This is a genomic window from Caballeronia temeraria (genome assembly GCF_001544795.2).
Taxonomy (GTDB): Bacteria; Pseudomonadota; Gammaproteobacteria; order Burkholderiales; family Burkholderiaceae; genus Caballeronia; species Caballeronia temeraria.
The window spans coordinates 82,162-102,942 of sequence record NZ_FCOI02000012.1; the positions used below are offsets into that span (position 1 = coordinate 82,162).

Sequence of the window (20,781 nt, forward strand, 5' to 3'; positions counted from 1 at the left end):
AGACATGGCATGGCTTCCACGGTATTTCTGGGTTTCATCGCGCTGTCGCTGTGGCTCGCGCTGCGGGCCGGCAAGGGGCGCGGCTCGCAAAGCGTGCACGACTTCTTCGTCGCGTCGCGTCAGTTCGGCGCATGGCTCGTCTTCTTTCTCGCGGCAGGCGAGATTTACAGCATCGGCACGATGGTCGGCTTTCCCGGCGGCATTTATGCGAAAGGGCCGACGTATGGCGTGTGGTTTCTCGGCTATATCCTGCTCGCGTATCCGATCGGCTATTTCATCGGCCCGAAAATCTGGGAGGCGGGTCAACGCTATAACGCGATCACATTGCCCGATCTCTTCAAGGGACATTTCTCGAGCCGCGCGCTCGAACTGATCGTAGCGATTTCCGCGCTGATCTTTCTGCTGCCGTGGGGCCAGTTGCAGTTCACCGGACTCGTCGCTGCACTAAAAGGTCTCGGCTGGAACCTGAATCCCGTGTTTCTCATCATGATTTCCGCGCTGCTCGCGTTCACGTATATCGCGATCGCGGGCGTGCGGGCATCGGCGTATATCGCGATTCTGAAGGACATCCTGATGGTCGCCGCAATCGTGGTCACGGGCGTCGCGGTGGCGTGGGAAGCGGGCGTCGAACCGGTCTTCAGGGCCGCGAGCCAGCATGTATCGAATGCGATGAGCGCGCATCAGCTCACGTTCTCGATGAGCACGATGCTCTTTCAGTCGCTCGGCTTCTACGTGATGCCCTTCGCGATTCAGAACTTCTTCACCGCGAAGAGCGCGAATACGATCCGCCGGTCGCAAGTCGTGATGCCGCTTTATATGCTGATGTATCCGTTTCTCGTGGTCGCGTCGTATTACGCGATCGCGCAGAACGTGCCGCTCGCGTCGCCTAACGAAGCGTTCTTTACCGCCGTCGTGCATCTGTTGCCGTCATGGCTCGTCGGCCTCGTCGCAGCGGGCGCGTCGCTTTCGGGCCTGCTCGTGCTCGCGGGCATCTGTCTCGCGATCGGGCCTGTCGTCACGCGCAATCTGCTGCCGAACATGCCGGAGACGCGTCAGAAGGCCAGCGCTAAAGTGGTGATCGGGCTTTATCTGCTGCTCTCCATCGGCATGACGCTCGCCACGCCCAACCTCATGCTCACGCTCATCAACATGACGTATTACGGCGTGACGAAGTACTTCCCGGGCGTCATCGCGATCGTGCTCGGCTTGCGCGTGGGCGCGCGTGCGATTGCATCGGGACTGCTCGTGGGACAAGTGCTCGCGGTCATCCTGTACGTCTTCCATGTCGATATCGCCGGAATCAATATCGGCCTCATCTGTCTCGCGGTGAATGTGCTGGTCGTGTTTCTCGCCAATCCGAGCGCGGGCCGCAAGCACGTTCATGCTGACCTGATCCACTCGAACGACTCATGACTCAGACCGACAACCATGCAGTGAAAGTGCTCGTCGCACGCAAGATTCTGACGATGAATCCGCGCGAGCCGCTCGCGACACACGTCGCGATTCGCGACGGCAAGATTCTTTCGGTCGGCACGCTCGACGACATGCGCCAATGGACCGGCGCCGAACCCGACACGACTTTCGTCGACAAGGTGCTGATGCCTGGACTTGTCGAAGGCCATTCGCATCTGATGGAAGGCGCGATGTGGAGCGCGGTCTATGTCGGCTATTACGAGCGTCGCGGACCCGATGGCACGCGCTGGCCGGGACTGAAATCGCTCGATGCGGTCATCGAACGCTTGCAGGAAGCAGAACGCAAACTGGACGACGACAACGCGCCGTTGCTTGCCTGGGGCTTCGATCCGATTTTCTTCGGCAGCGAGCGCCTCACGGTATCGCAACTCGATCGTGTATCGGCGACGCGCCCCATCGCGATCCTGCATGCAAGCGTGCATCTGATGAACGTGAATACGCCGATGCTCGCGCTCGCCGGCATCGACGAAGATACGGACGTCGACGGCATCGTGAAGGACGACAGCGGCAGGCTCACGGGCGAGTTGCAGGAGTTCGCGGCGATGTTCCCGGTGTATCGCGTGATCGGCGCGAAGCTTTCGCTCTCTGCGAGCGACAACCCCGATGCCATTCGCGACTTCGGCAAGGTCGCGCAACTCGCGGGCGTCACGACGGCCACCGACTTGCTCAATGATCTCTCCGACACGGGTATGCGCAATCTCGTGGAAGTGACGCGCGATACACGCTTTCCGATTCGCCTCGTGCCCGCGTTCGGGCCGCAACGCAATCCGGAAGGCGGACCTTCGCGCGTGCTCGATGCGATCGAGCTCAACTCGGACAAGCTGCGCTTTGGTCCTGTGAAGTTCATCGTCGATGGCTCGATCCAAGGCTTCACCGCGCGCCTGCGCTGGCCAGGATACGTGAACGGCCGGCCCAACGGCTTATGGCTGATCCCGCCCGCGCAGTTCGTTGTTACTTTCCTGCCCTTTCATCTCGCGGGGCTGCAACTGCACATCCACACGAACGGCGATGAAGCCACGGAGCTCGTACTGGATGCCATCGAAACCATTCTGAACAAGCATCCGCGGTCGGATCATCGGCATACATTGCAGCACTGCCAGATGGCCGACAGAAGACAACTCGAACGCGCCGCGCGCCTCGGCATGTGCGTGAACTTCTTCTCGAACCACATCTACTATTGGGGCGACGCGCACTACGCGCAAACGATGGGCGCCGACCGCGCGAACCGCATGAACGCCGCGGGCACGGCCGACGAACTCGGCATCACGTTCGGCCTGCATTCCGATGCGCCGATCACGCAACTCAATCCGCTGTTCACGGCGTGGTGCGCGGTGCAACGTCAGACTGCATCGGGGCGTGTGCTCGGTGAAGCGGAGCGCTTGAGCGTGCCCGCCGCGCTGCGCGCAATCACGCTCGGCGCGGCTTATACGATCGGCATGGACGATGTGATCGGCAGCATCGAAGTAGGTAAATTCGCCGACTTCGCTGTGCTCGATGAAGATCCCAGCAACATTCCCGCCGAACGTCTCGGCGAACTGCGCGTGTGGGGCACGATTCTCGGCGGACGCATATATCAGGCGCCGGCATGATGACGCCGATCCCGCTCGTCGTCATCGGCGGCTATCTCGGCGCGGGCAAGACGACGATGATCAACGCGCTCCTGACCAACACCGATGGCCGTCGCGTCACCGTGCTCGTCAACGATTTTGGTTCGATCAATATCGATGCCGCGCTGATTCGTGAACGCACCGACGATGTAATCGGGCTGGAGAACGGCTGCGTCTGCTGTTCGATCGGCGGCAAGCTGATGGAGACGCTGATCGAGATCGGCGCGCGCGATGTGCGCCCCGACTTGCTCGTGATCGAGGCGAGCGGCGTATCCGATCCTGTGCGCATCGCGCAGGTCGGCATGCTCGATCGTGCGTTCCGGCTGCAGGGTATCGTCGTTGCGGTGGATGCGGAGAACATCGAAGAGACGCTCGCGGATGCCTATATCGGCGATATCGCGCTACGGCAGATCGAAGGCGCGACATCGATCGTGCTGACCAAGACCGATCTTCTCGGCAGCGAAAGAGCTCGAACTGCACGAGCACGCGTGATGGACATTGCGCATACGCGTATCGTGTTCGAAGGCGATCGGGGCGAGGTGCCCAATGCGCTTTTCTTCGGCGATGAGTCATCATTGCTCGAAAGGAAATCGCCACATACGTTAAGGTATGCGAATCAGTTTCCGGCTGGGCTGACTAGTTTTTCATTTCACTCCGATGATCGCTTCGACCGGCGTTCACTGAAGGCGGCATGCGCGTCATTCAGCGATCGGCTCCTGCGCGCGAAGGGCTTCGTGCGATTCATCGACGGGACGTGTGCCGAGATTCATGTCGTCGGCAAGCGCTGGCATATAACGCCATGCCGTGATCTCATCGAAACGAGCATCGTCTTCATAGGCATATTTGAACGCGACGACATCCATCGCGCATTAAGTTCTGCCTCTGCGCCGCGCACCGAGCCATGCAGCGAGCTTCGCGAATAGCGTCATATCAGGCGGGACGGAGAGATCCACCGCGAAGTGATGCCGATAGTACGGACTCAAATCCAGTCCGACGCCAAGTCCGAGCACCTCCACTCTTCCCGCCGCGTCGTGCTTCTCCACGACTTCTCTCAAGTGCTGATCGAGATAGTTCGGGTCGTTGGCTTGCGCGGTGGCGCTGTCCATCGGGCTGCCATCGGAGATGACCACGACGATGCGGCGCGCTTCATTACGCGCATAGAGCCGCGAACACGCCCAGTCCAAGGCTTCGCCATCGATACCTTCGCGAAAGAGATCGGCCTTGAATAGCGCCGCGATATCGCCTCGCGCCGCGCGCCAGCTCGCATCGCCTTCCTTGAAAATCATGTTGCACGCTTCATTGAGCCGGCCTGGATACTTCAGCCTGCCCTTCGCGATCCAGTCGAGCTTCGCGCGTCCGCCATTCCATGCGCCGGTCGTGAAGCCGAGCACTTCCGTCGCGACACCCGTCATGCCAAGCGCGCGCACGAGCACGTCGATCATCACCGCGACCGGCTCGATGCTCGCCTTCATCGATCCCGAGCAGTCGATGAGAAAGCTCACCGCGCAATCCGCATGCGGACGTTCGCGCTCGCGCCTGAAGACGCGCCGCTCATCCGGCGACGTTACGACTTGCGCAAGCCGACGCCCGTCGATGCGCCCCTCTTCCTCGCCGAAGGACCAGCCATCGCGGCGCGGCACCGTGATCGATGCTTGCAGAATGCGCGCGAGACGTGGCACGTTGATATGCCGCGCGGCGATCAGATCGTCCAGCCGCTCGCGAAATTCGCGCAGCAATGCGGCGCGAATCATCGTCGCCGGGCGAATGGTCTTGTCGTAACGCGTGGTGAACACGCGATAGTCCTCGCCCGAAGCCTCGCGCGCGCTGCTCTCGCCGCTGGCTGTAAGCACGAGCCGTTCGACGTCGCCTTCTTCATCCTCGATATCGAACCACGTGCCGAGCATCGTGCGCGCGGCTTGTTCATCGTCGTCGTCGTCGGATGAATCGTTTTCGACGAAAGCGTGACGCACTTCCTGCACCCTCTCGCCTATCTGTCGCGCGATATCCAGTGCATGAAGCGCGAATGCCCGCTGATCGTCGCAATGCCGGCGCATGCCTGCAAGCGCATGTCCAAGCGATGGCGCGAGCGCGGCACGCGTCGCTTCGATAAGACCTTCGGTTTGCTCGAGCACGGCACGGCCCGAAAGACGCGATTCGGCCATTTGCGCAACGGTGTAGATCAGCAGGCCGATATCGCTGTCGAGCAAGCCGGATTCATAGCATGCAAGCGACCACGCATCGAATCGATGATGCACATTACGCGTCACGCCTTCCATGCCTGACGGCGCAAGCGTTTCGCAGCGCAATTGTTCGAGCATGTCGAAGACCATGCGCGCGACAGAATCGTCGGGCGCATATTCGCGGTGCAGCGTGGCGTCCGAATATGCGATGCGCAACGCGGACGCATCGGCGGCACCGCGTGTGGAATCGATGTCTTCCGCGTCCCTGCGCTCGCCGCGCAGATGAGGCGCATGCAACGGCACCGGGCGCAAATGACGATACAGTCTGCCGCCGCGATAATGCAACGCGTCGTCGCCGGTCAATGCGCGCACGGTCGCGGCGCAGAGCGCATCGCGCCGCGCGAGTTCACGCGAGTCGTTCATCTCGCCGACTCGTCATGCCATTGCGACGGCGTGTCCAGTTCATCGCCGAACGCGCGCTGAAAATATTCCGCGACGATAGGACGTTCCGCTTCGTCGCATTTGTTCAGAAAAGTGAGACGCAGCGCGAGTTTCGCATCGCCGAACACTTCGCAATTTTCCGCCCAGCTGATGACGGTGCGCGGCGACATCAGCGTCGACAGATCGCCCGCCTCGAAGCCGCGACGCGTGAGTCCCGCCATGCTCACCATCGAATCGACGAGCGCGCGGCCCATATCGTCGTCGAGTTGCGGCACGCGCGCGAGCACGATGCGCGCCTCTTCCTCGCGCGACAGATAGTTGAGCGTCGCGACGACGTTCCATCGGTCGATCTGCGCATGGTTCAGCATCTGCGTGCCGTGATACATGCCGTTCAGGTTTCCGAGGCCGATCGTGTTCGTCGTCGCGAACAGACGAAAAAAGCGATGCGGCTGGATCACGCGATTCTGGTCGAGCAGCGTGAAGCTGCCGTCGCGTTCCAGAATTCGTTGAATCACGAACATCACGTCGGGGCGGCCGGCGTCGTATTCATCGAAGACGAGCGCAACCGGACGTTGCAGCGCCCACGGCACGATGCCTTCCTGAAACTCCGTGACCTGCATGTCGTCGCGTACGACGATCGCGTCCTTGCCGACGAGATCGAGCCGGCTCACGTGGCCGTCGAGATTCACGCGCATGCAGGGCCAGTTCAGCCGCGCCGCCACCTGTTCGATGTGCGTCGACTTGCCCGTGCCGTGCAGCCCCTGCACCATCACGCGCCGGTTGAACGCAAAGCCGGCGAGAATCGCCAGCGTGACCTCCGGATTGAAGCGATACGCCTCGTCGATTTCCGGAACGTGCGGATCGCGCGTGCTGAACGCGGAAACCTCCAGATCCGTATCGATTCCGAAAAGCGTGCGCACGGACACTTTCCGATCCGGCTCGTCCAACCATTGCTCGCGCATCATGAGGCTTCGTCTCCTGTAACGTTGCCCTCAGGATAGCAATTATCTTTTTCCGGAACAAATCATTTCGCTTATTTTTATCCAAACGGCCTATGGGGCGATGATCGGTACCTCAATTAAAATAATGTCGAACGAATTCATATGGAAATCATGCCGATGGACAAGCCCGACACGCCTACGCTGCGAGCCTTCGCACTGCTGGAATACCTGGTGCAAGCGGGCACTCCCGTGTCGCTGACCGACATGGCCGACGACATCGGCATGCCGAAGCCTTCGCTGCACCGGATGCTCGCGTCGCTCGAAGCGGGCGGTCTCGTGATCCGCGAGCCCGGCGACAGAAACGCGTATGTCGTCGGCCCACGCCTCGCCCAATTGGGACTCAATGTGATGACGCACGCGGGCGCGCGGCGGCTGCGTCACGCAATCCTCACGCGGCTCGTCTCCGATCTCGGCGAAACCTGCAATCTCACGATGCTGCACGAGAACGAAGTGTTGTATCTCGATCGCGTGGAAGCGCCCTGGCCGCTGCGCCTCGACCTGAAACCCGGTTCGCACGTGCCCGTGTGGTGTAGTGCGAGCGGCAAGCTGCTGCTCGCCTTGCAGCCGCGCGAGGAGCGCAATGCGCTCGTTCGTGCGATGAAGCTGGAGCGCTACACCGCCAACACGATCACCGACACGGAGATGCTGGAGGCGGAGCTGGATCGCATCGCCAAGAAGGGCGTGGCGATCGATAACGAGGAGTTCGTGCAGGGCATCGTATGCGCCGCGGCGCCGATTTCGGATGCGCACGGCACATGCATCGCGGCGATCGCGGTTCACGCGCCGGTGTCGCGCACACCGCTTTCACGCGCGCTGGAAATGGTGCCGCGTCTGAAAGAAGCCGCGGCGGAGCTGGGCAAGACATTCTGAATAGCGCGACGCCATTCCGGATAAAAACGCAACCGCCCGTTCCGAAAATTGTGGCGTAGCGGCGCCTTATCGTCGTAAAGTAGCCGTAATCCGAAACCAACTGTTCCGATTCCGGTTAATGCGCGACGTCACACATCTCGATCCCGCCGAGCATGTCGGCGATGAAGCGCGGACGCTTCGTCCGCTTGCCGTGCTCGAACAACTGGCCGCCGCCGGCCATGCGTACACGCTGTCGCAACTCGCCGCGCGCGTGCGCATTCCGAAGGCGACGCTGCTTCGACTGATCGATTCGCTCGAAGCGCAAGGCTATGTCACGCATATGCCCGACTCGCGCGGCACCGATCGCGGCATCGCACTCGGGCCGCGCGCCGCCCAGCTTGCGCTCGCCACGCTCGCCAACAATTCGTTCACGCGCGCGTGCCGCTCGCTTCTGCGCTCGCTCGTCGACGTGATCGGCGAAAGCTGCAATCTCACCGCGCTCGATGGCGATACGGTCCTTTATATAGAACGCGTCGAGACAGCCGAGCCGCTGCGCCTGCACATGCAAGCCGGCATGCGCGTGCCGCTGCACTGCACCGCGAGCGGCAAGCTGTTTCTGTCGCAGATGTCGCTCGCCGAGCGGCGCCAGATTCTCGGCCGCCTCACGCTCACGAAAAGGACAAACCGCACGCTGACCGACCGGTCCTTGCTGGAAGCCGAACTCGACCGGCTTGCCGCGCGCGGAATCGGCATCGATAACGAAGAGTTCGTGCTGGGGATGGTGGCGGCCGCGGTACCCATCATCGACCCCGCGACCGGACGCGCGCTCGCCTGCCTCGCCGCGCATGCGCCCACGGCCCGCGCGAACCTGAACGATCTGCTTCAGGCCGTTCCGCAATTGCGCGAAACGGCCGTCAAACTCGCCACGCTCATCGATACATCCGATGGTCTGACGCTCATGTCGCGTCATCGTCCCGCCGCGCGCTAGCGCCTTCCTTTCCGCAAACTTCGCGCCGAGGCCCGCCGCACGGGCAGCGGCGGCGATTCATCGTCTCGACACCCCTAAAGTTCAGATTTTTTTAGAGACGTTTCATTCCGTTTATTTGGAAAATAGGTTGACGCCGAAACTGGCTCGCTCTACGATAGGTCCACGATACAGATTTCGGAACCAAACGTTCCGTTTTATTTTCATCCGGAGACACTCATGAGCGAGCACGACCAAGCACGTCCCTCCAAGACCACACTCGCCGCCACCGCAGCGGCGCCCGCCGGTCCGCAGGCGATGACCCCGTCCGAAGCATTCGTCGAAACGCTCGCCGCCAACGGCGTGACCGAGATGTTCGGCATCATGGGTTCGGCGTTCATGGATGCGATGGACATCTTCGCGCCCGCCGGCATCCGCCTGATTCCTGTCGTGCACGAACAAGGCGCGGGCCATATGGCCGACGGTTATTCGCGCGTGTCGGGCCGTCACGGCGTCGTGATCGGTCAGAACGGCCCCGGCATCAGCAATGCCGTGACGGCTATCGCGGCGGCGTACTGGGCGCACAGCCCGGTTGTGATCGTCACGCCGGAAGCCGGCACGATGGGCATCGGCCTCGGCGGTTTCCAGGAAGCGAAGCAACTGCCGATGTTCCAGGAATTCACGAAGTATCAGGGTCACGTGACGCATCCGGCGCGCATGGCCGAATTCACCGCGCGCTGCTTCGACCGTGCGATGTCGGAGATGGGCCCAACGCAGCTCAACATTCCGCGCGACTACTTTTACGGCCAGGTCAAGGTCGAAATCCCGAAGCCGCAGCGTCTCGATCGCGGCCCCGGCGGCGATCAAAGCCTGAACGAAGCCGCCGATCTGCTCGCGCAAGCCAAGTTCCCCGTCATCATCTCGGGCGGCGGCGTCGTCATGTCCGATGCCATCGAGGAATGCAAGGCGCTCGCCGAGCGGCTGGGCGCACCGGTGGTCAACAGCTATCTGCATAACGACTCGTTCCCTGCGAATCATCCGCTGTGGTGCGGTCCGCTCGGCTATCAAGGCTCGAAGGCCGCGATGAAGCTGCTCAGTCAAGCCGATGTCGTCATCGCGCTCGGCTCGCGTCTCGGGCCGTTCGGCACGCTGCCGCAGCACGGTCTCGACTACTGGCCGAAGGAAGCGAAGGTCATCCAGATCGACGCGGACCACAAGATGCTCGGCCTCGTGAAGAAGATTTCGGTCGGCATTTGCGGCGATGCGAAAGCGACCGCCATCGCGCTCACGCAACGTCTCGCGGATCGCAAGCTCGATTGCGATGCGACGAAGGATACCCGCGCGAAAACCATCGCCGATGAAAAGGCCGCGTGGGAGAAGGAGCTCGATGAATGGACCCACGAGCGCGATGCATACAGCCTCGACATGATCGAAGAGCAGAAGGGCGAGAAGCCGTTCAGCGGCGGTCAGTATCTGCATCCGCGTCAGGTGTTGCGCGAACTCGAAAAGGCGATGCCGGAAGACGTGATGGTGTCGACGGACATCGGCAACATCAACTCGGTCGCGAACAGCTATCTGCGCTTCAACAAGCCGCGCAGCTTCTTCGCGGCGATGAGCTGGGGCAATTGCGGCTATGCGTTCCCGACGATCATCGGTGCGAAGGTGGCGGCGCCGCATCGTCCGGCCGTTTCGTATGCGGGCGATGGCGCATGGGGCATGAGCCTGATGGAAACCATGACGTGCGTGCGCCACAACATTCCGGTGACGGCCGTCGTGTTCCATAACCGTCAATGGGGCGCGGAGAAGAAGAATCAGGTGGACTTCTACAACCGCCGCTTCGTCGCGGGCGAGCTCGACAATCAAAGCTTCGCCGAGATCGCGAAGGCGATGGGTGCGGAAGGCATCGTCGTCGACAAGCTGGAAGATGTGGGGCCGGCGCTGAAGAAGGCTATCGATCTGCAGATGAATCACGGCAAGACGACGATCATCGAAATCATGTGTACGCGTGAGCTCGGCGATCCGTTCCGTCGCGATGCGCTCTCGAAGCCGGTTCGCATGCTCGACAAGTACAAGGACTACGTCTAAGTCCTTATCCACGCCGCTCCGCGCCCCCAGAGCGGCGTTTTTCTTCCGATCACCAAGAGCCCGCCATGAAAGCCATGCACCGCATCATCGATCAGGCTCGCGACCTGCCGATGCGCATCGTCCTCTCCGAAGCCGAAGACACGCGCGTGCTTCAGGCTGCGCAACGCGCGCACGAGGAAGGCATCGCGCGCATCGTGCTTGTGGGTGCGAAGGCGCGTGCGTATCAGGTCGCGGATGGCGCGGGCATCGATCTCGAAGGCATCGAGGTGATCGATCCGTCTCAGTCAACGCTCGGCGAACGCTTTGCAGAAGAGCTTTTCGCATTGCGCGAGAAGAAAGGCATGACGGCCGATCAGGCGCGCGCCGCCGTGCTCGATCCGCTGTGCTTCGCCAATCTCATGGTGCGCACGGGCGAGGCTGACGGCTCGGTGTCCGGTGCGGTCAATACGACGGCGGACGTCGTACGCAACGCGATCCAGATCATCGGCATTCGCCCTTCATTCAAGCTCGTTTCCAGTTTCTTTTTGATGATGCTCTGCGAGCCCTTTCATACGATGAAAGGCGGCCTCATCTTTTCCGATTGCGCGCTGGTTGTCGAACCGAATGCCGAGCAGCTCGCCGAAATCGCGATGGCCGCCGCCGACAGCGCGCGCAGTCTGCTGATGGAGGACGCGCGCGTCGCGATGCTGTCGTTCTCGACGAGCGGCAGCGCACATCATGCGGCCGTCGATAAGGTTATCGATGCTACGCGGCGCGTGAAGGAAGCGCGTCCGGGCCTCGCAATCGATGGCGACGTGCAGCTCGACGCCGCGATCGTCGCCGAAATCGCGATGCGAAAAGTGCATCACTCGCAAATCGAAGGACACGCGAACACGCTGATCTTCCCGAGTCTGGAAGCGGGCAATATCGGCTACAAGCTCGCGGAGCGCATCGGTGGGGCGAAGGCCATCGGACCCTTGCTGCAAGGGCTCGCGAAGCCCGCCAACGATCTGTCGCGCGGTTGCAGCGCCGACGACATCTATCACGTGATCGCCGTGACCTGCGTGCAGGCGCAGGCCGCGCGGCATCACACGGCATGAGTGCGCATCATGGATACGCGAGCCGACACAGAAGCATTCGCGCAGACTGAAGCGACGGACAACGCGCCGCTCGTCGAAAGCGCCGCGCGCACCGATACGCCCACGCTACGCGCATTTAGCGTGCTCGAACATCTCGTCGCGGCGAAGGGCGCGCTGTCGCTCGCGGAACTCGCCGCGATCATCGAGCAGCCGAAGGCGTCGCTGCATCGCATGTTGCAATCGCTCGAAGCGGGCGGCTTCGTCGCGCGCGAGCCGGGCCAGAAAAACGCCTACGTGATCGGTCCGCGTCTCGAACGGCTCGGCGTCGACGTGATGATACACAGCGGCGCGCGACGCCAGCGCCACGCCATTCTTGAACGTCTCGTCGCCGATCTCGGCGAGACCTGCAATCTCAGCACGCTGCACGACACGCAGGTGCTTTATCTCGACCGATGCGAATCGCCGTGGGCGTTGCGGCTCGAACTCAAACCCGGTTCGCACGTCCCCGCGCATTGCAGCGCAAGCGGCAAGCTCCTTCTGTCGATGATGCCGCGCGACGAACGCAGCGCACTCGTTCGCGCAATGCGGCTCGAACGCTTCACGCCCAATACGCTCGACGATCCGAATCTGCTCGAAGGGGAGCTGGATCGCATCGCGCACAAAGGGATCGCCGTCGACAACGAGGAATTCGTGCTGGGCATCGCGTGCGTCGCCGTGCCGGTGCTGGATTCGCGCGGCAAATGCATCGCGGCCATCGCCGTGCACGCGCCGGTATCGCGCATGGCGTTGTCGCGCGCGCTGACTTTTGTTCCGCGCTTGCAGGAAGCCGCCGCCGATCTGACGGCTACGTTCTGACGCACCGCAACATTAATATTTCGCATCCCGAATCAATAAAACAGACTCCGGGACAACCCGAATCCGGCTCCTGCTTCTGAATCGGATTTCGCAGTTTCTGTTTCACTTTCGCGAGCTTCCGCGCTTTTCTCTTGGCTTCCTTGCCCGCTTCTTCCACATTGAACGAAACGCAAACGAAACGATTCGTTCCAAAAGAAGACTTCAGGAGACAGGTGTCATGCAGCAGGAAGTCGATTATGTCGTCGTCGGTGCGGGCTCGGCAGGTTGCGTGCTCGCCAACCGGCTGAGCGCCGATCCGTCCAATACCGTGTTGCTGCTGGAAGCCGGCGGCCCCGACTCCAGCCCGTGGATTCATATTCCCGTCGGCTACTTCAAGACGATGCACGATCCCGAGCTCGACTGGTGCTATCGCACGGAGCCGGACGATGCTGTCGCGGGACGCAGCATCGATTGGCCGCGCGGCAAGGTGCTTGGCGGTTCCAGCTCGCTCAATGGTCTGCTGTATGTGCGCGGCCAGCACGAGGACTACGATCGCTGGGCCGAACTCGGCAACGCGGGCTGGAGCTTCAAGGACGTGCTGCCCTACTTCAGGAAATCGGAAGATCAGGAGCACGGCGCGAGCGAATATCACGGCGCGGGCGGGCCTTTGAAAGTATCGGACCTGCGCTTGCGTCGTCCCATTGCCGATCACTTCATCGCGGCGGCGCAGGAAATCGGCATACCGTTCAACGACGATTACAACGGCGCGACGCAGGAAGGCGTCGGCTATTTTCAGCAGACGGCCTACAAGGGTTTTCGCTGGAGCACCGCGAAGGGTTTTCTCAAGCCGGTGCGCGACCGGCGCAATCTGATCGTGGAGACGCGTGCGCAGACGCGGAAGGTGCTGTTCAACGGCAAGGAAGCGACTGGCATCGAGTACATGCATGAAGGCGTCGTGAAGACGGTTCGCGCGCGCGTCGAAGTGATTCTTGCGGCCGGCGCGATCGGTTCGCCGCAGATCCTGCAGAATTCGGGCGTCGGGCCTGCGAGCGTGCTGAACGATGCAGGCGTGCAGGTCCGTCATGAGCTTCCCGGCGTCGGCCGCAATTTGCAGGACCATCTGCAAGTGCGACTCGTCTTCAAGACGAGCGAGCGCACCTTGAACGACGAGGTCAATAATCCGCTGAAGAAAGCGCTCGTCGGCCTGCAATATGCGATCTCGCGCACCGGACCGCTCACGCTTGCCGCGAGCCAGGTGGTGATCTTCACGCGCTCGTCGCCGGACGTCGCGCGTCCCGACATCCAGTTTCACATGCAGCCGCTTTCCGCCGACAAGCCCGGTCAGGGTGCGCATCCGTTTTCGGCATTCACGTCTTCGGTGTGTCAGTTGCGGCCGCACAGCCGTGGCAGCGTCGAGATTCGCTCGAACGATCCGCTGCAGTATCCGGCGATTCACGCGAACTATCTTTCCGACGAACGCGATCATCCAGTCGTGATCGGCGGCATTAAAGTAGCGCGTCGTATCGCTGCCGCGCCGTCGCTCGCGAAGCACATCGTGTCGGAGTTCATTCCCGGTTCGCAGTATCAGTCCGATGCCGAATTGCTCGACGTCGCGCGCAAGTTCAGTCAATCGATCTATCACCCGGCGGGCACCTGCAAGATGGGCAGCGATGCGTTCGCGGTCGTCGACGAACGATTGAAAGTGCGCGGCATCGGACGCCTGCGCGTGGTCGATGCGTCGATCATGCCGGAGCTCGTATCGGGCAACACGAATGCGCCGGTCATCATGATCGCGGAGAAAGCGGCCGACATGATTCTCGAAGACCAGCGCTATCAGCACGTCACACGCGTGGAAGACGGACACAAGGTCGTTGCGAAAAAGCCCATGGCCCATGCAGGCCAAAGAGACTGAGCACAAGTCTCACACACATCACGGAGACAAACCATGAACGCACAGCCCCGAACCGATGGCAAACAGATGAGAAAGGTGGTCGTCGCGAGTTTGATTGGCGCGACCATTGAGTGGTACGACTTCTTTCTATACGGCGTGGTCGCCGGCATCGTCTTCAACAAGCTCTATTTTCCGAGCGGCGATCCGCTCATCTCGACGATGCTCGCCTATGGCACCTTCGCCGTCGGCTTTCTCAGCCGGCCCCTGGGCGGCGTGATCTTCGGTCACTTCGGCGATCGCGTCGGCAGAAAGAGCATGCTCGTGATGACGCTGACGATCATGGGCGTCGCGACGGTGCTGATCGGCATGGTGCCGACGTATGCGCAAATAGGCGTCTGGGCGCCGACACTGTTGCTGTTGCTGCGTGTGCTGCAAGGCATCGGTCTGGGTGGCGAATGGGGCGGCGCTGTGCTCATGGCGTTCGAATATGCGCCTGAGAACAAGCGCGGCTTTTACGCGAGCATCCCGCAGATCGGTCTCGCGCTCGGCTTGTGTCTGTCGTCGGGCGTGGTCGCGGCGCTGTCGCTCACGCTGACCGATGCGCAGTTCCTCGCGTGGGGCTGGCGTGTCGCGTTCTTCCTGTCGTTTGCGCTGGTGCTCATCGGCATGTATATCCGGCTGAACGTGATGGAAACGCCGGAATTCACGCGTATTCAGAAGACGGGCGGCGAAGCGCGCATGCCGATCGTCGACGTGATCACGAAGTATCCCGGCAACACGATTGCGGGCATGGGCGCGCGCTTCATCGATGGCGTGTTCTTCAACGTGTTCGGCGTGTTCTCGATTTCTTATCTGACGGGCACGCTGCATCTTCAACGCACGGATGCGCTGCTCGGCGTGATGGTCGCGGCCTTCGTGATGATCTTCACGATTCCGCTCTTCGGCCGGCTGTCGGATCGTATCGGGCGGGCGCGCATCTACTTCTGGGGATCGCTCGCGACGGGGCTTTCCGCGTTCTTCGGCTTCTGGCTCATGAAGAACAGCGGCGGCAACACGATGCTCGCATGGCTTGCCGTCGTGATTCCGCTGGGCGTGGTCTATGCATCGATCTATGGTCCTGAAGCCGCGCTCTTCTCCGAGCTGTTCGATGCGAAAGTGCGTTACTCGGGCATTTCGTTCGTGTACCAGTTCTCGGGGATTTTCGCGAGCGGCATCAGCCCGATCGTCGCGACGTGGCTGCTGCAACGCAATGGCGGCGATCCGTGGATGATCGCGGGATATTGCCTCGCGGCGGGGATCATCAGTGCGATGTCGGCGGCGTGGGTCGGGATGCGGCAGCGGCGGGAGATGGCGTTTTCGGTGGGTTGATTGCCTATCGTCTTGCGGCTCATCGCGGGGATATGGCCTTACTCAGACTTCGAGAAGAGACGCATCAAGAACCTGACCGGCCTGAACGACACGGGCTTCGCGTTCTCGTCGAGCGCGAGCCGGGCGAAATAAACGGCGTATGCGGGCACCTCGCGCCAACTCGAATACACATCCATCGCGCGGAATCGATGCGGGAAGGCGCCCAGCACGACGGCGGCGCCCGCCCGCTCGAATGCGAGGCGGGCTCGAGGAAGGTGGTAATACTGCGTGACGAGCATGACGCGCGTCATTCGATGCTCGCGCATGAACGCAACGGCATTGCGCGCCGAAGCGAGCGTGTTGTCGCCATGCTCATCGACGACAATTGCGTTTTGCTTCACGCCATGACCGATCAACCACGCCCGCATCGCCGTCGCTTCGTTCAAGCCCGGCCCGTCGATGCTTCCGCTCACGAAGAGCACAGGACAAAGACCCGCACGATGGCACTTCACGGCGGTGTCGAGACGCGCCGCGAGAATGGGCTTCGGCGTGCCGTCAACTGCGAGCGCATTGCCGAAGACGACGGCGACATCGGCGCCATCGAAAGGCATCGTGACGCCTCGCAGACAGATCAGCGCGGCAGCCACGAGCCAGCAGAGCGTGATCGCGCCGGCCACATACAGCACTCTCGAGACGCGCATCAGACAGCCCTCGGGACGGCAATCAGCTGTCGTTTCAACCATTCGACGTCCACGTGGTCCAGATAGCTTTTGATGTTCGTCCAGACAGGATGGAATCCATATCCGCCGTGCAGCAACTCGTCTTCGGCCTGCTGCTTCGTCCATCCTTGATACACCACGCGATACAGCGCCGAAACAAGCCCCGTACGATCCGCGCCGTGCTGGCAATGGATAAGGACCGGACCATCGCGATCGACATCGCGCAACGCCTTGAGCGCGGCGATCATGTCCTCGTCCCTGATGCTCCATGTATTGATGCGAATGCGCTCCAGCGCGATGCCGCTGTCTTTCAGAAGCTCCTCGTCGGAGTGAAAGGAGCGGAAGCTGATGATCTTGCGAATGCCCAGTGCGCGCAGCTTCGGAATGTCGGTCGCCGTTATCTGCGCGCTCCGGTAAAGCGACGGCGTGATGCGATGAAGATTGTCGACGCCCGCATTCACGATCGGTTCCGCCCAGTTGAGCGGCCGCGCGGCCGTCATCGATGCGGGCGTCGTCGCGTCCGTCGCCGCAACGGGCGCGGTAGTCACCTTCGACTGAACGACATGTGCCACGACCAATAGTCCAGCGCCGTAGAAGAGAACCCTGAAAAGCTTATTCATGCGATGAGCGCCTCGCGCTTTGATCATGCAGACGCGAAAGCTGAAACAGCACGAGCGCCGCCACGCTCATGGTCCAGTAATCGGTGGGTGCGAACCCGATCCAGTGTTTATGCCAAGGCACGTGGACGGGATCGAAACGGGCGATGCCAAAGGCCGGATTGAGAACAAACCAGAGAAAGTCTTCGATGAGCCAGAACGACATGACGCATGCGACGACGCGCGCTTCGATACGCCATGACCATCGACCAAAAAAGATCACGGGCAGATGAAAGAACAACGCGACGAACGGAAAGACCCATGCGTGGTATCCCGTCATCGGTCGGCCGCCCCAGAAGATATCGAGCAGCCAGTGATGTTCGACTCGCCACGTCGGCAGATTGGCGGCCCAGCCTGCGCTCCCTTCGATCTGTATTTCGACGTTGGCAAAACAGAAGCCCAGCAGGGCGACCCACGCGACGAGCGCGAGCGTTCGCTTACACGGCACCAGGACGCGCGCGTTCATGCCGCCACCTCGCTATGCTGCTTGCCGAGTGCATCGCACACCGTATCCAGGACGAAGCGCGCTGCGTATGGACGCGCTATCGGGGCGATCCTGCCGCGCATCGCGTGAAGGCGGGCGGGATCGTCGAGCAGCGCGCGGATGCGATATTCCAGCGCTACCGCATCGACGGCCTTCAGCGCGACGCCCTGTTCAAGCAGGTAGTCCGCATTGCGCTCTTCCTGACCGGGGATCGGTGAAGTGACGACCATCGGCAAGTGCATTGCAAGACACTCGGACGTGGTCAGTCCGCCCGGTTTCGTGATGACGAGATCGGAGCAGGCCATCAGTCGCTCGACGTGGGGCGTGAAGCCCGAAACGTGCAGACGGTCTGGATGGGATTCGCCCAACTTTCGCAACGCAGCGAGCATCGCTTCATTGTGTCCTGCCAAAGCGATCAACTGAAAATCGCCGTTCATCTTAAGCAGTCGCTCGGCAAGCGCGTCCAGCGCTCCAACACCCGCGCCGCCCGACATCATCAGGAGCGTCCTGCGCGCGGGGTCCAGGCCGAATTGAGCCGCGCATGTCGCGCGGTCGGGACGCTCGCTGAAGGCAGGCATCACAGGTATTCCGCCGACGTGAATCGATGCCGAGGGAATGCCACGGTTCACCATGCGCCACGCGACTTCGTCGTTCGCGGCGAAATAACCTTGCATGCCGGGCACGACCCACATGCGATGAAGATCGAAGTCCGTGACTTGCACCCACACCGGCGTTCGAACATTGCCGAGACGGCGTTCACGCGAGAGCAATTTCGCAGGCAGGAAATGCGTGCAGATGATGGCATCGGCGCGATGCCGCTCGATCTCCGCTATCAGCGCCCGGCAGTTGAGCCGCTCGACCGCGCGCCGGATACGTTCGCCGAATGATCGCGGCGAAACGCTGTCCGTCTTTTGATAGAGATAACTCCAGAGGGCTGGCTGGCGAGCAACGAGTTCGATGTAGAACTCCGCGTAGAGCGCTTTGAAGCTCGCCGGAACGAAGTCCATGACGTCGAGATGCACGGCCTCCACGCCTGCGGGATCAGCCTTCGCATAAGCACACAACGCCTCTGCGGCACGCACATGAACCGCGCCAGCGCTCACGCTGAGAACAAGAACCTTGGGCATAGGTATTGGAAAGCTTAATGAGGGGATTATTAGAAATGGCTTCGGCCGCAACGATTGAGTGCCGCCGCATCGGGTGACGAGTTCAACGCCGCGACATCAGATCGCCGCCCTGGCATGAGGGATCCGCGTCACTTTGAACCCGCGAAGTCCGTCGCGCTGCTGAAGTGAGACTGAAGCACCATCCTGATCCCGACCGTCAGTCGCACTGGCCAGAAGGTGCTGTGCGACAAGAACATCCCGCGCCTTGGCACTTGCAGCCGGACAACTTTCAGTCGCGCGTGCTAAGGATGGGCCGGCAACGAGAAGATCAATAAGCAGAGCGATTGAACCGAACGGCTTTTTCAAGGGCTAAACGTCCTCATTTTTCTTATCCGAAGAAACGCAAGCGATTCTATTCAATCGCTACGCCGCCTCCTCAATCGGGGATCATTTTTTACTTCGACGCTCCCCGCGAATGAGTCCGCGGACAAATCCGCCTGCTTTCGCTCAAGCTATTTTTCAACTGTTAATATTTGGAGATCACGATAACTTTGCAGGAGACATGCATGCCCACCCGCCCCACCGCCATGCTCTGGGCGCAGCTCTTCGAGCGCTCGCGGGTCTCGGGGATGAGCCTGCAGAACCAGATCCGCCAGATGATCGTCAATGCGATCCTGAGCGGTCATATCGCGCCCGATTCCGCCTTGCCTTCGAGTCGCGAACTCGCCGATCAGCTCAACGTGTCGCGCAATACCGTCGTGCTCGCGTATCAGCAACTGGTCGAGGAAGGCTATCTCGTGTCGCGCGAACGCAGCGGCCATTTCGTGAATCCGGCCAACGACGAGTTGCAGCGCGGCTTCACCGCCGCAGGACTCGCGGATACGCCGACCATCGAAACGCAGCAAGGACATCCCGACTGGAGCGCGCGCATCAGACATGCGCCGTCGCATCAGCGCAATATCGTCAAGCCGTCGAACTGGCAAAGCTACGAATATCCCTTCATTTACGGGCAATTCGACACCGAGCTCTTCCCGACGAGCGACTGGCGCGAGAGCTGCATGCACGGCTTGTCGGTGATGGAGATCCGCAACTGGGCACCCGATCTCATCGAACGCGACGATGAAACGCTCGTCGAACAGATACGCACGCGCGTGCTGCCGCGCCGCGGCGTGTTCGCGATGCCCGAAGAGATCGTCGTCACGAACGGCTGCCAGCAGGCGCTGTATCTGATCGGCGCGTTGTTGTGCGGCGCGCAGACGAAAGTCGGCATGGAGAACCCCGGTTATCCGGATGCCCGCAACATCTTCCAGCATCACAACGCGCATATCGTGCCGCTCGAAGTCGATGAAGACGGCGCCGTCATCGACGATGAAAGCGTGATCGCGCCTTGCGATTACGTGTATGTCACGCCGAGCCATCAATGTCCGACAACCGTGACGATGCCGATCGAGCGGCGCCGCCGTTTGCTGGATCTGTCGGTGAAGCACGATTTCATCGTCGTCGAAGATGACTACGAGAGCGAGAACACGTTCTCCGGAACGCCGCATCCCGCGTTAAAAAGCCTCGATACGGCGGAGCGCGTCGTGTATATCGGTTCGTTGTCGAAGACGCTCGCGCCGGGTTTGCGGCTCGGCTATATCGTCGCGCCGCGCGAGCTGATACGCGAGTTGCGCGCGTTGCGCCGCCTGATGATCCGGCATCCGGCCGCGTACATTCAACGCGCGTTCGCGACCTTTCTCGCGCTCGGTCATCACGACACGTTGTTGCGCAAGCTCGGACGCGTCTACAAGGAACGCGCCGAAGTGCTGATGGATGCGCTCGCCACGCATCTGCCGGAGCTGCGTGCATCGAACGTGACGGGCGGCGCATCATGCTGGGTCGAAGGGCCGCCCTGGCTCGATGCGACGCGTCTCGCGAAGGACGCGCAAGCGCTCGGCGTGCTCATCGAACCGGGCAGCGTGTTCTTCGCCGATCCCGCCGATGGCCAGCGATGCTTCCGCATGGGCTTTTCCGCAATACGCGCGGAGCTGATCGAGCCGGGCGTGCGCGCGCTCGCTCAAGTCGTGCAGCAGCGGCGTCCTTGAGC

Annotated in this window: 17 protein-coding genes; 11 read left to right on the forward strand and 6 right to left on the reverse strand. The window is 61.5% G+C overall.

Going from position 1 to position 20,781, the window contains the following annotated elements:
• Positions 1–9 precede the first annotated feature (9 nt).
• Genes AWB76_RS18550 through AWB76_RS18560 form a run of 3 tightly spaced genes read left to right on the forward strand, consistent with a single transcriptional unit; the run spans position 10 to position 4,003 of the window.
• A complete protein-coding gene (locus tag AWB76_RS18550) occupies positions 10–1,413 on the forward strand; it encodes a sodium:solute symporter family protein (protein WP_061161603.1) in 1,404 nt (467 codons plus the stop codon).
• Entirely contained in the window at positions 1,410–3,062 is a 1,653-nt protein-coding gene (locus AWB76_RS18555; protein WP_061161604.1) for an amidohydrolase, read from the forward strand. The genes AWB76_RS18550 and AWB76_RS18555 overlap by 4 nt, the downstream gene beginning before the upstream one ends.
• Positions 3,059–4,003, forward strand: coding sequence for a CobW family GTP-binding protein (locus tag AWB76_RS18560; protein ID WP_244173396.1), 945 nt, complete (start codon positions 3,059–3,061; stop codon positions 4,001–4,003). The genes AWB76_RS18555 and AWB76_RS18560 overlap by 4 nt, the downstream gene beginning before the upstream one ends.
• Here AWB76_RS18560 and AWB76_RS18565 read toward each other — a convergent pair.
• Both AWB76_RS18565 and AWB76_RS18570 read right to left on the reverse strand, forming a co-directional pair.
• A complete protein-coding gene (locus AWB76_RS18565) occupies positions 3,950–5,683 on the reverse strand; it encodes a cobaltochelatase CobT-related protein (protein ID WP_061161605.1) in 1,734 nt (577 codons plus the stop codon). The genes AWB76_RS18560 and AWB76_RS18565 overlap by 54 nt on opposite strands.
• Complete coding sequence (locus tag AWB76_RS18570; protein ID WP_208606583.1) at positions 5,680–6,666, reverse strand: AAA family ATPase; 987 nt, start codon at positions 6,664–6,666, stop codon at positions 5,680–5,682. Before AWB76_RS18570 ends, AWB76_RS18565 begins: the two co-directional genes overlap by 4 nt.
• A gap of 153 nt (positions 6,667–6,819) precedes the next feature.
• On the opposite strand from AWB76_RS18570, the gene AWB76_RS18575 reads away from it, so the two are divergent.
• From AWB76_RS18575 to AWB76_RS18605, 7 genes are all read left to right on the forward strand, one after another.
• Complete coding sequence (locus AWB76_RS18575; protein WP_061161719.1) at positions 6,820–7,572, forward strand: IclR family transcriptional regulator; 753 nt, start codon at positions 6,820–6,822, stop codon at positions 7,570–7,572.
• Between the two features lie 118 nt (positions 7,573–7,690).
• Positions 7,691–8,539, forward strand: coding sequence for an IclR family transcriptional regulator (locus AWB76_RS18580; protein ID WP_061161606.1), 849 nt, complete (start codon positions 7,691–7,693; stop codon positions 8,537–8,539).
• Positions 8,540–8,833: 294 nt separating this feature from the next.
• A complete protein-coding gene (xsc, locus tag AWB76_RS18585) occupies positions 8,834–10,600 on the forward strand; it encodes a sulfoacetaldehyde acetyltransferase (RefSeq protein ID WP_096031325.1) in 1,767 nt (588 codons plus the stop codon).
• Positions 10,601–10,665: 65 nt separating this feature from the next.
• A complete protein-coding gene (gene pta / locus AWB76_RS18590) occupies positions 10,666–11,679 on the forward strand; it encodes a phosphate acetyltransferase (protein ID WP_061161608.1) in 1,014 nt (337 codons plus the stop codon).
• Positions 11,680–11,688: 9 nt separating this feature from the next.
• Positions 11,689–12,513, forward strand: coding sequence for an IclR family transcriptional regulator (locus AWB76_RS18595; RefSeq protein ID WP_074171375.1), 825 nt, complete (start codon positions 11,689–11,691; stop codon positions 12,511–12,513).
• 217 nt (positions 12,514–12,730) lie between these two features.
• A complete protein-coding gene (locus AWB76_RS18600) occupies positions 12,731–14,404 on the forward strand; it encodes a GMC family oxidoreductase (RefSeq protein WP_061161609.1) in 1,674 nt (557 codons plus the stop codon).
• 33 nt (positions 14,405–14,437) lie between these two features.
• The gene (locus tag AWB76_RS18605; RefSeq protein WP_061161610.1) at positions 14,438–15,751 is read left to right on the forward strand and encodes an MFS transporter; all 1,314 of its coding nucleotides are present in this window, start codon (positions 14,438–14,440) and stop codon (positions 15,749–15,751) included.
• Between the two features lie 38 nt (positions 15,752–15,789).
• Here the strand turns inward: AWB76_RS18605 and AWB76_RS18610 are convergent, their stop codons facing one another.
• Genes AWB76_RS18610 through AWB76_RS18625 form a run of 4 tightly spaced genes read right to left on the reverse strand, consistent with a single transcriptional unit; the run spans position 15,790 to position 18,716 of the window.
• Positions 15,790–16,431: a YdcF family protein gene (locus AWB76_RS18610; protein ID WP_208606584.1), complete on the reverse strand. Its 642-nt coding sequence runs from the start codon at positions 16,429–16,431 to the stop codon at positions 15,790–15,792.
• Positions 16,431–17,069: a dual specificity protein phosphatase family protein gene (locus AWB76_RS18615; protein WP_082864466.1), complete on the reverse strand. Its 639-nt coding sequence runs from the start codon at positions 17,067–17,069 to the stop codon at positions 16,431–16,433. Before AWB76_RS18615 ends, AWB76_RS18610 begins: the two co-directional genes overlap by 1 nt.
• The gene (locus AWB76_RS18620; protein ID WP_061161612.1) at positions 17,062–17,571 is read right to left on the reverse strand and encodes a hypothetical protein; all 510 of its coding nucleotides are present in this window, start codon (positions 17,569–17,571) and stop codon (positions 17,062–17,064) included. Before AWB76_RS18620 ends, AWB76_RS18615 begins: the two co-directional genes overlap by 8 nt.
• On the reverse strand, positions 17,568–18,716 hold the full coding sequence (locus tag AWB76_RS18625) for an MGDG synthase family glycosyltransferase (protein ID WP_061161613.1): 1,149 nt from the start codon (positions 18,714–18,716) through the stop codon (positions 17,568–17,570). Before AWB76_RS18625 ends, AWB76_RS18620 begins: the two co-directional genes overlap by 4 nt.
• Before the next feature lie 545 nt (positions 18,717–19,261).
• Here AWB76_RS18625 and pdxR point away from each other — a divergent pair.
• Positions 19,262–20,779 (forward strand): MocR-like pyridoxine biosynthesis transcription factor PdxR, encoded by a 1,518-nt coding sequence (gene pdxR / locus AWB76_RS18630; protein ID WP_061161614.1) that lies wholly within the window; start codon positions 19,262–19,264, stop codon positions 20,777–20,779.
• The last annotated feature ends 2 nt before the right edge of the window (positions 20,780–20,781 follow it).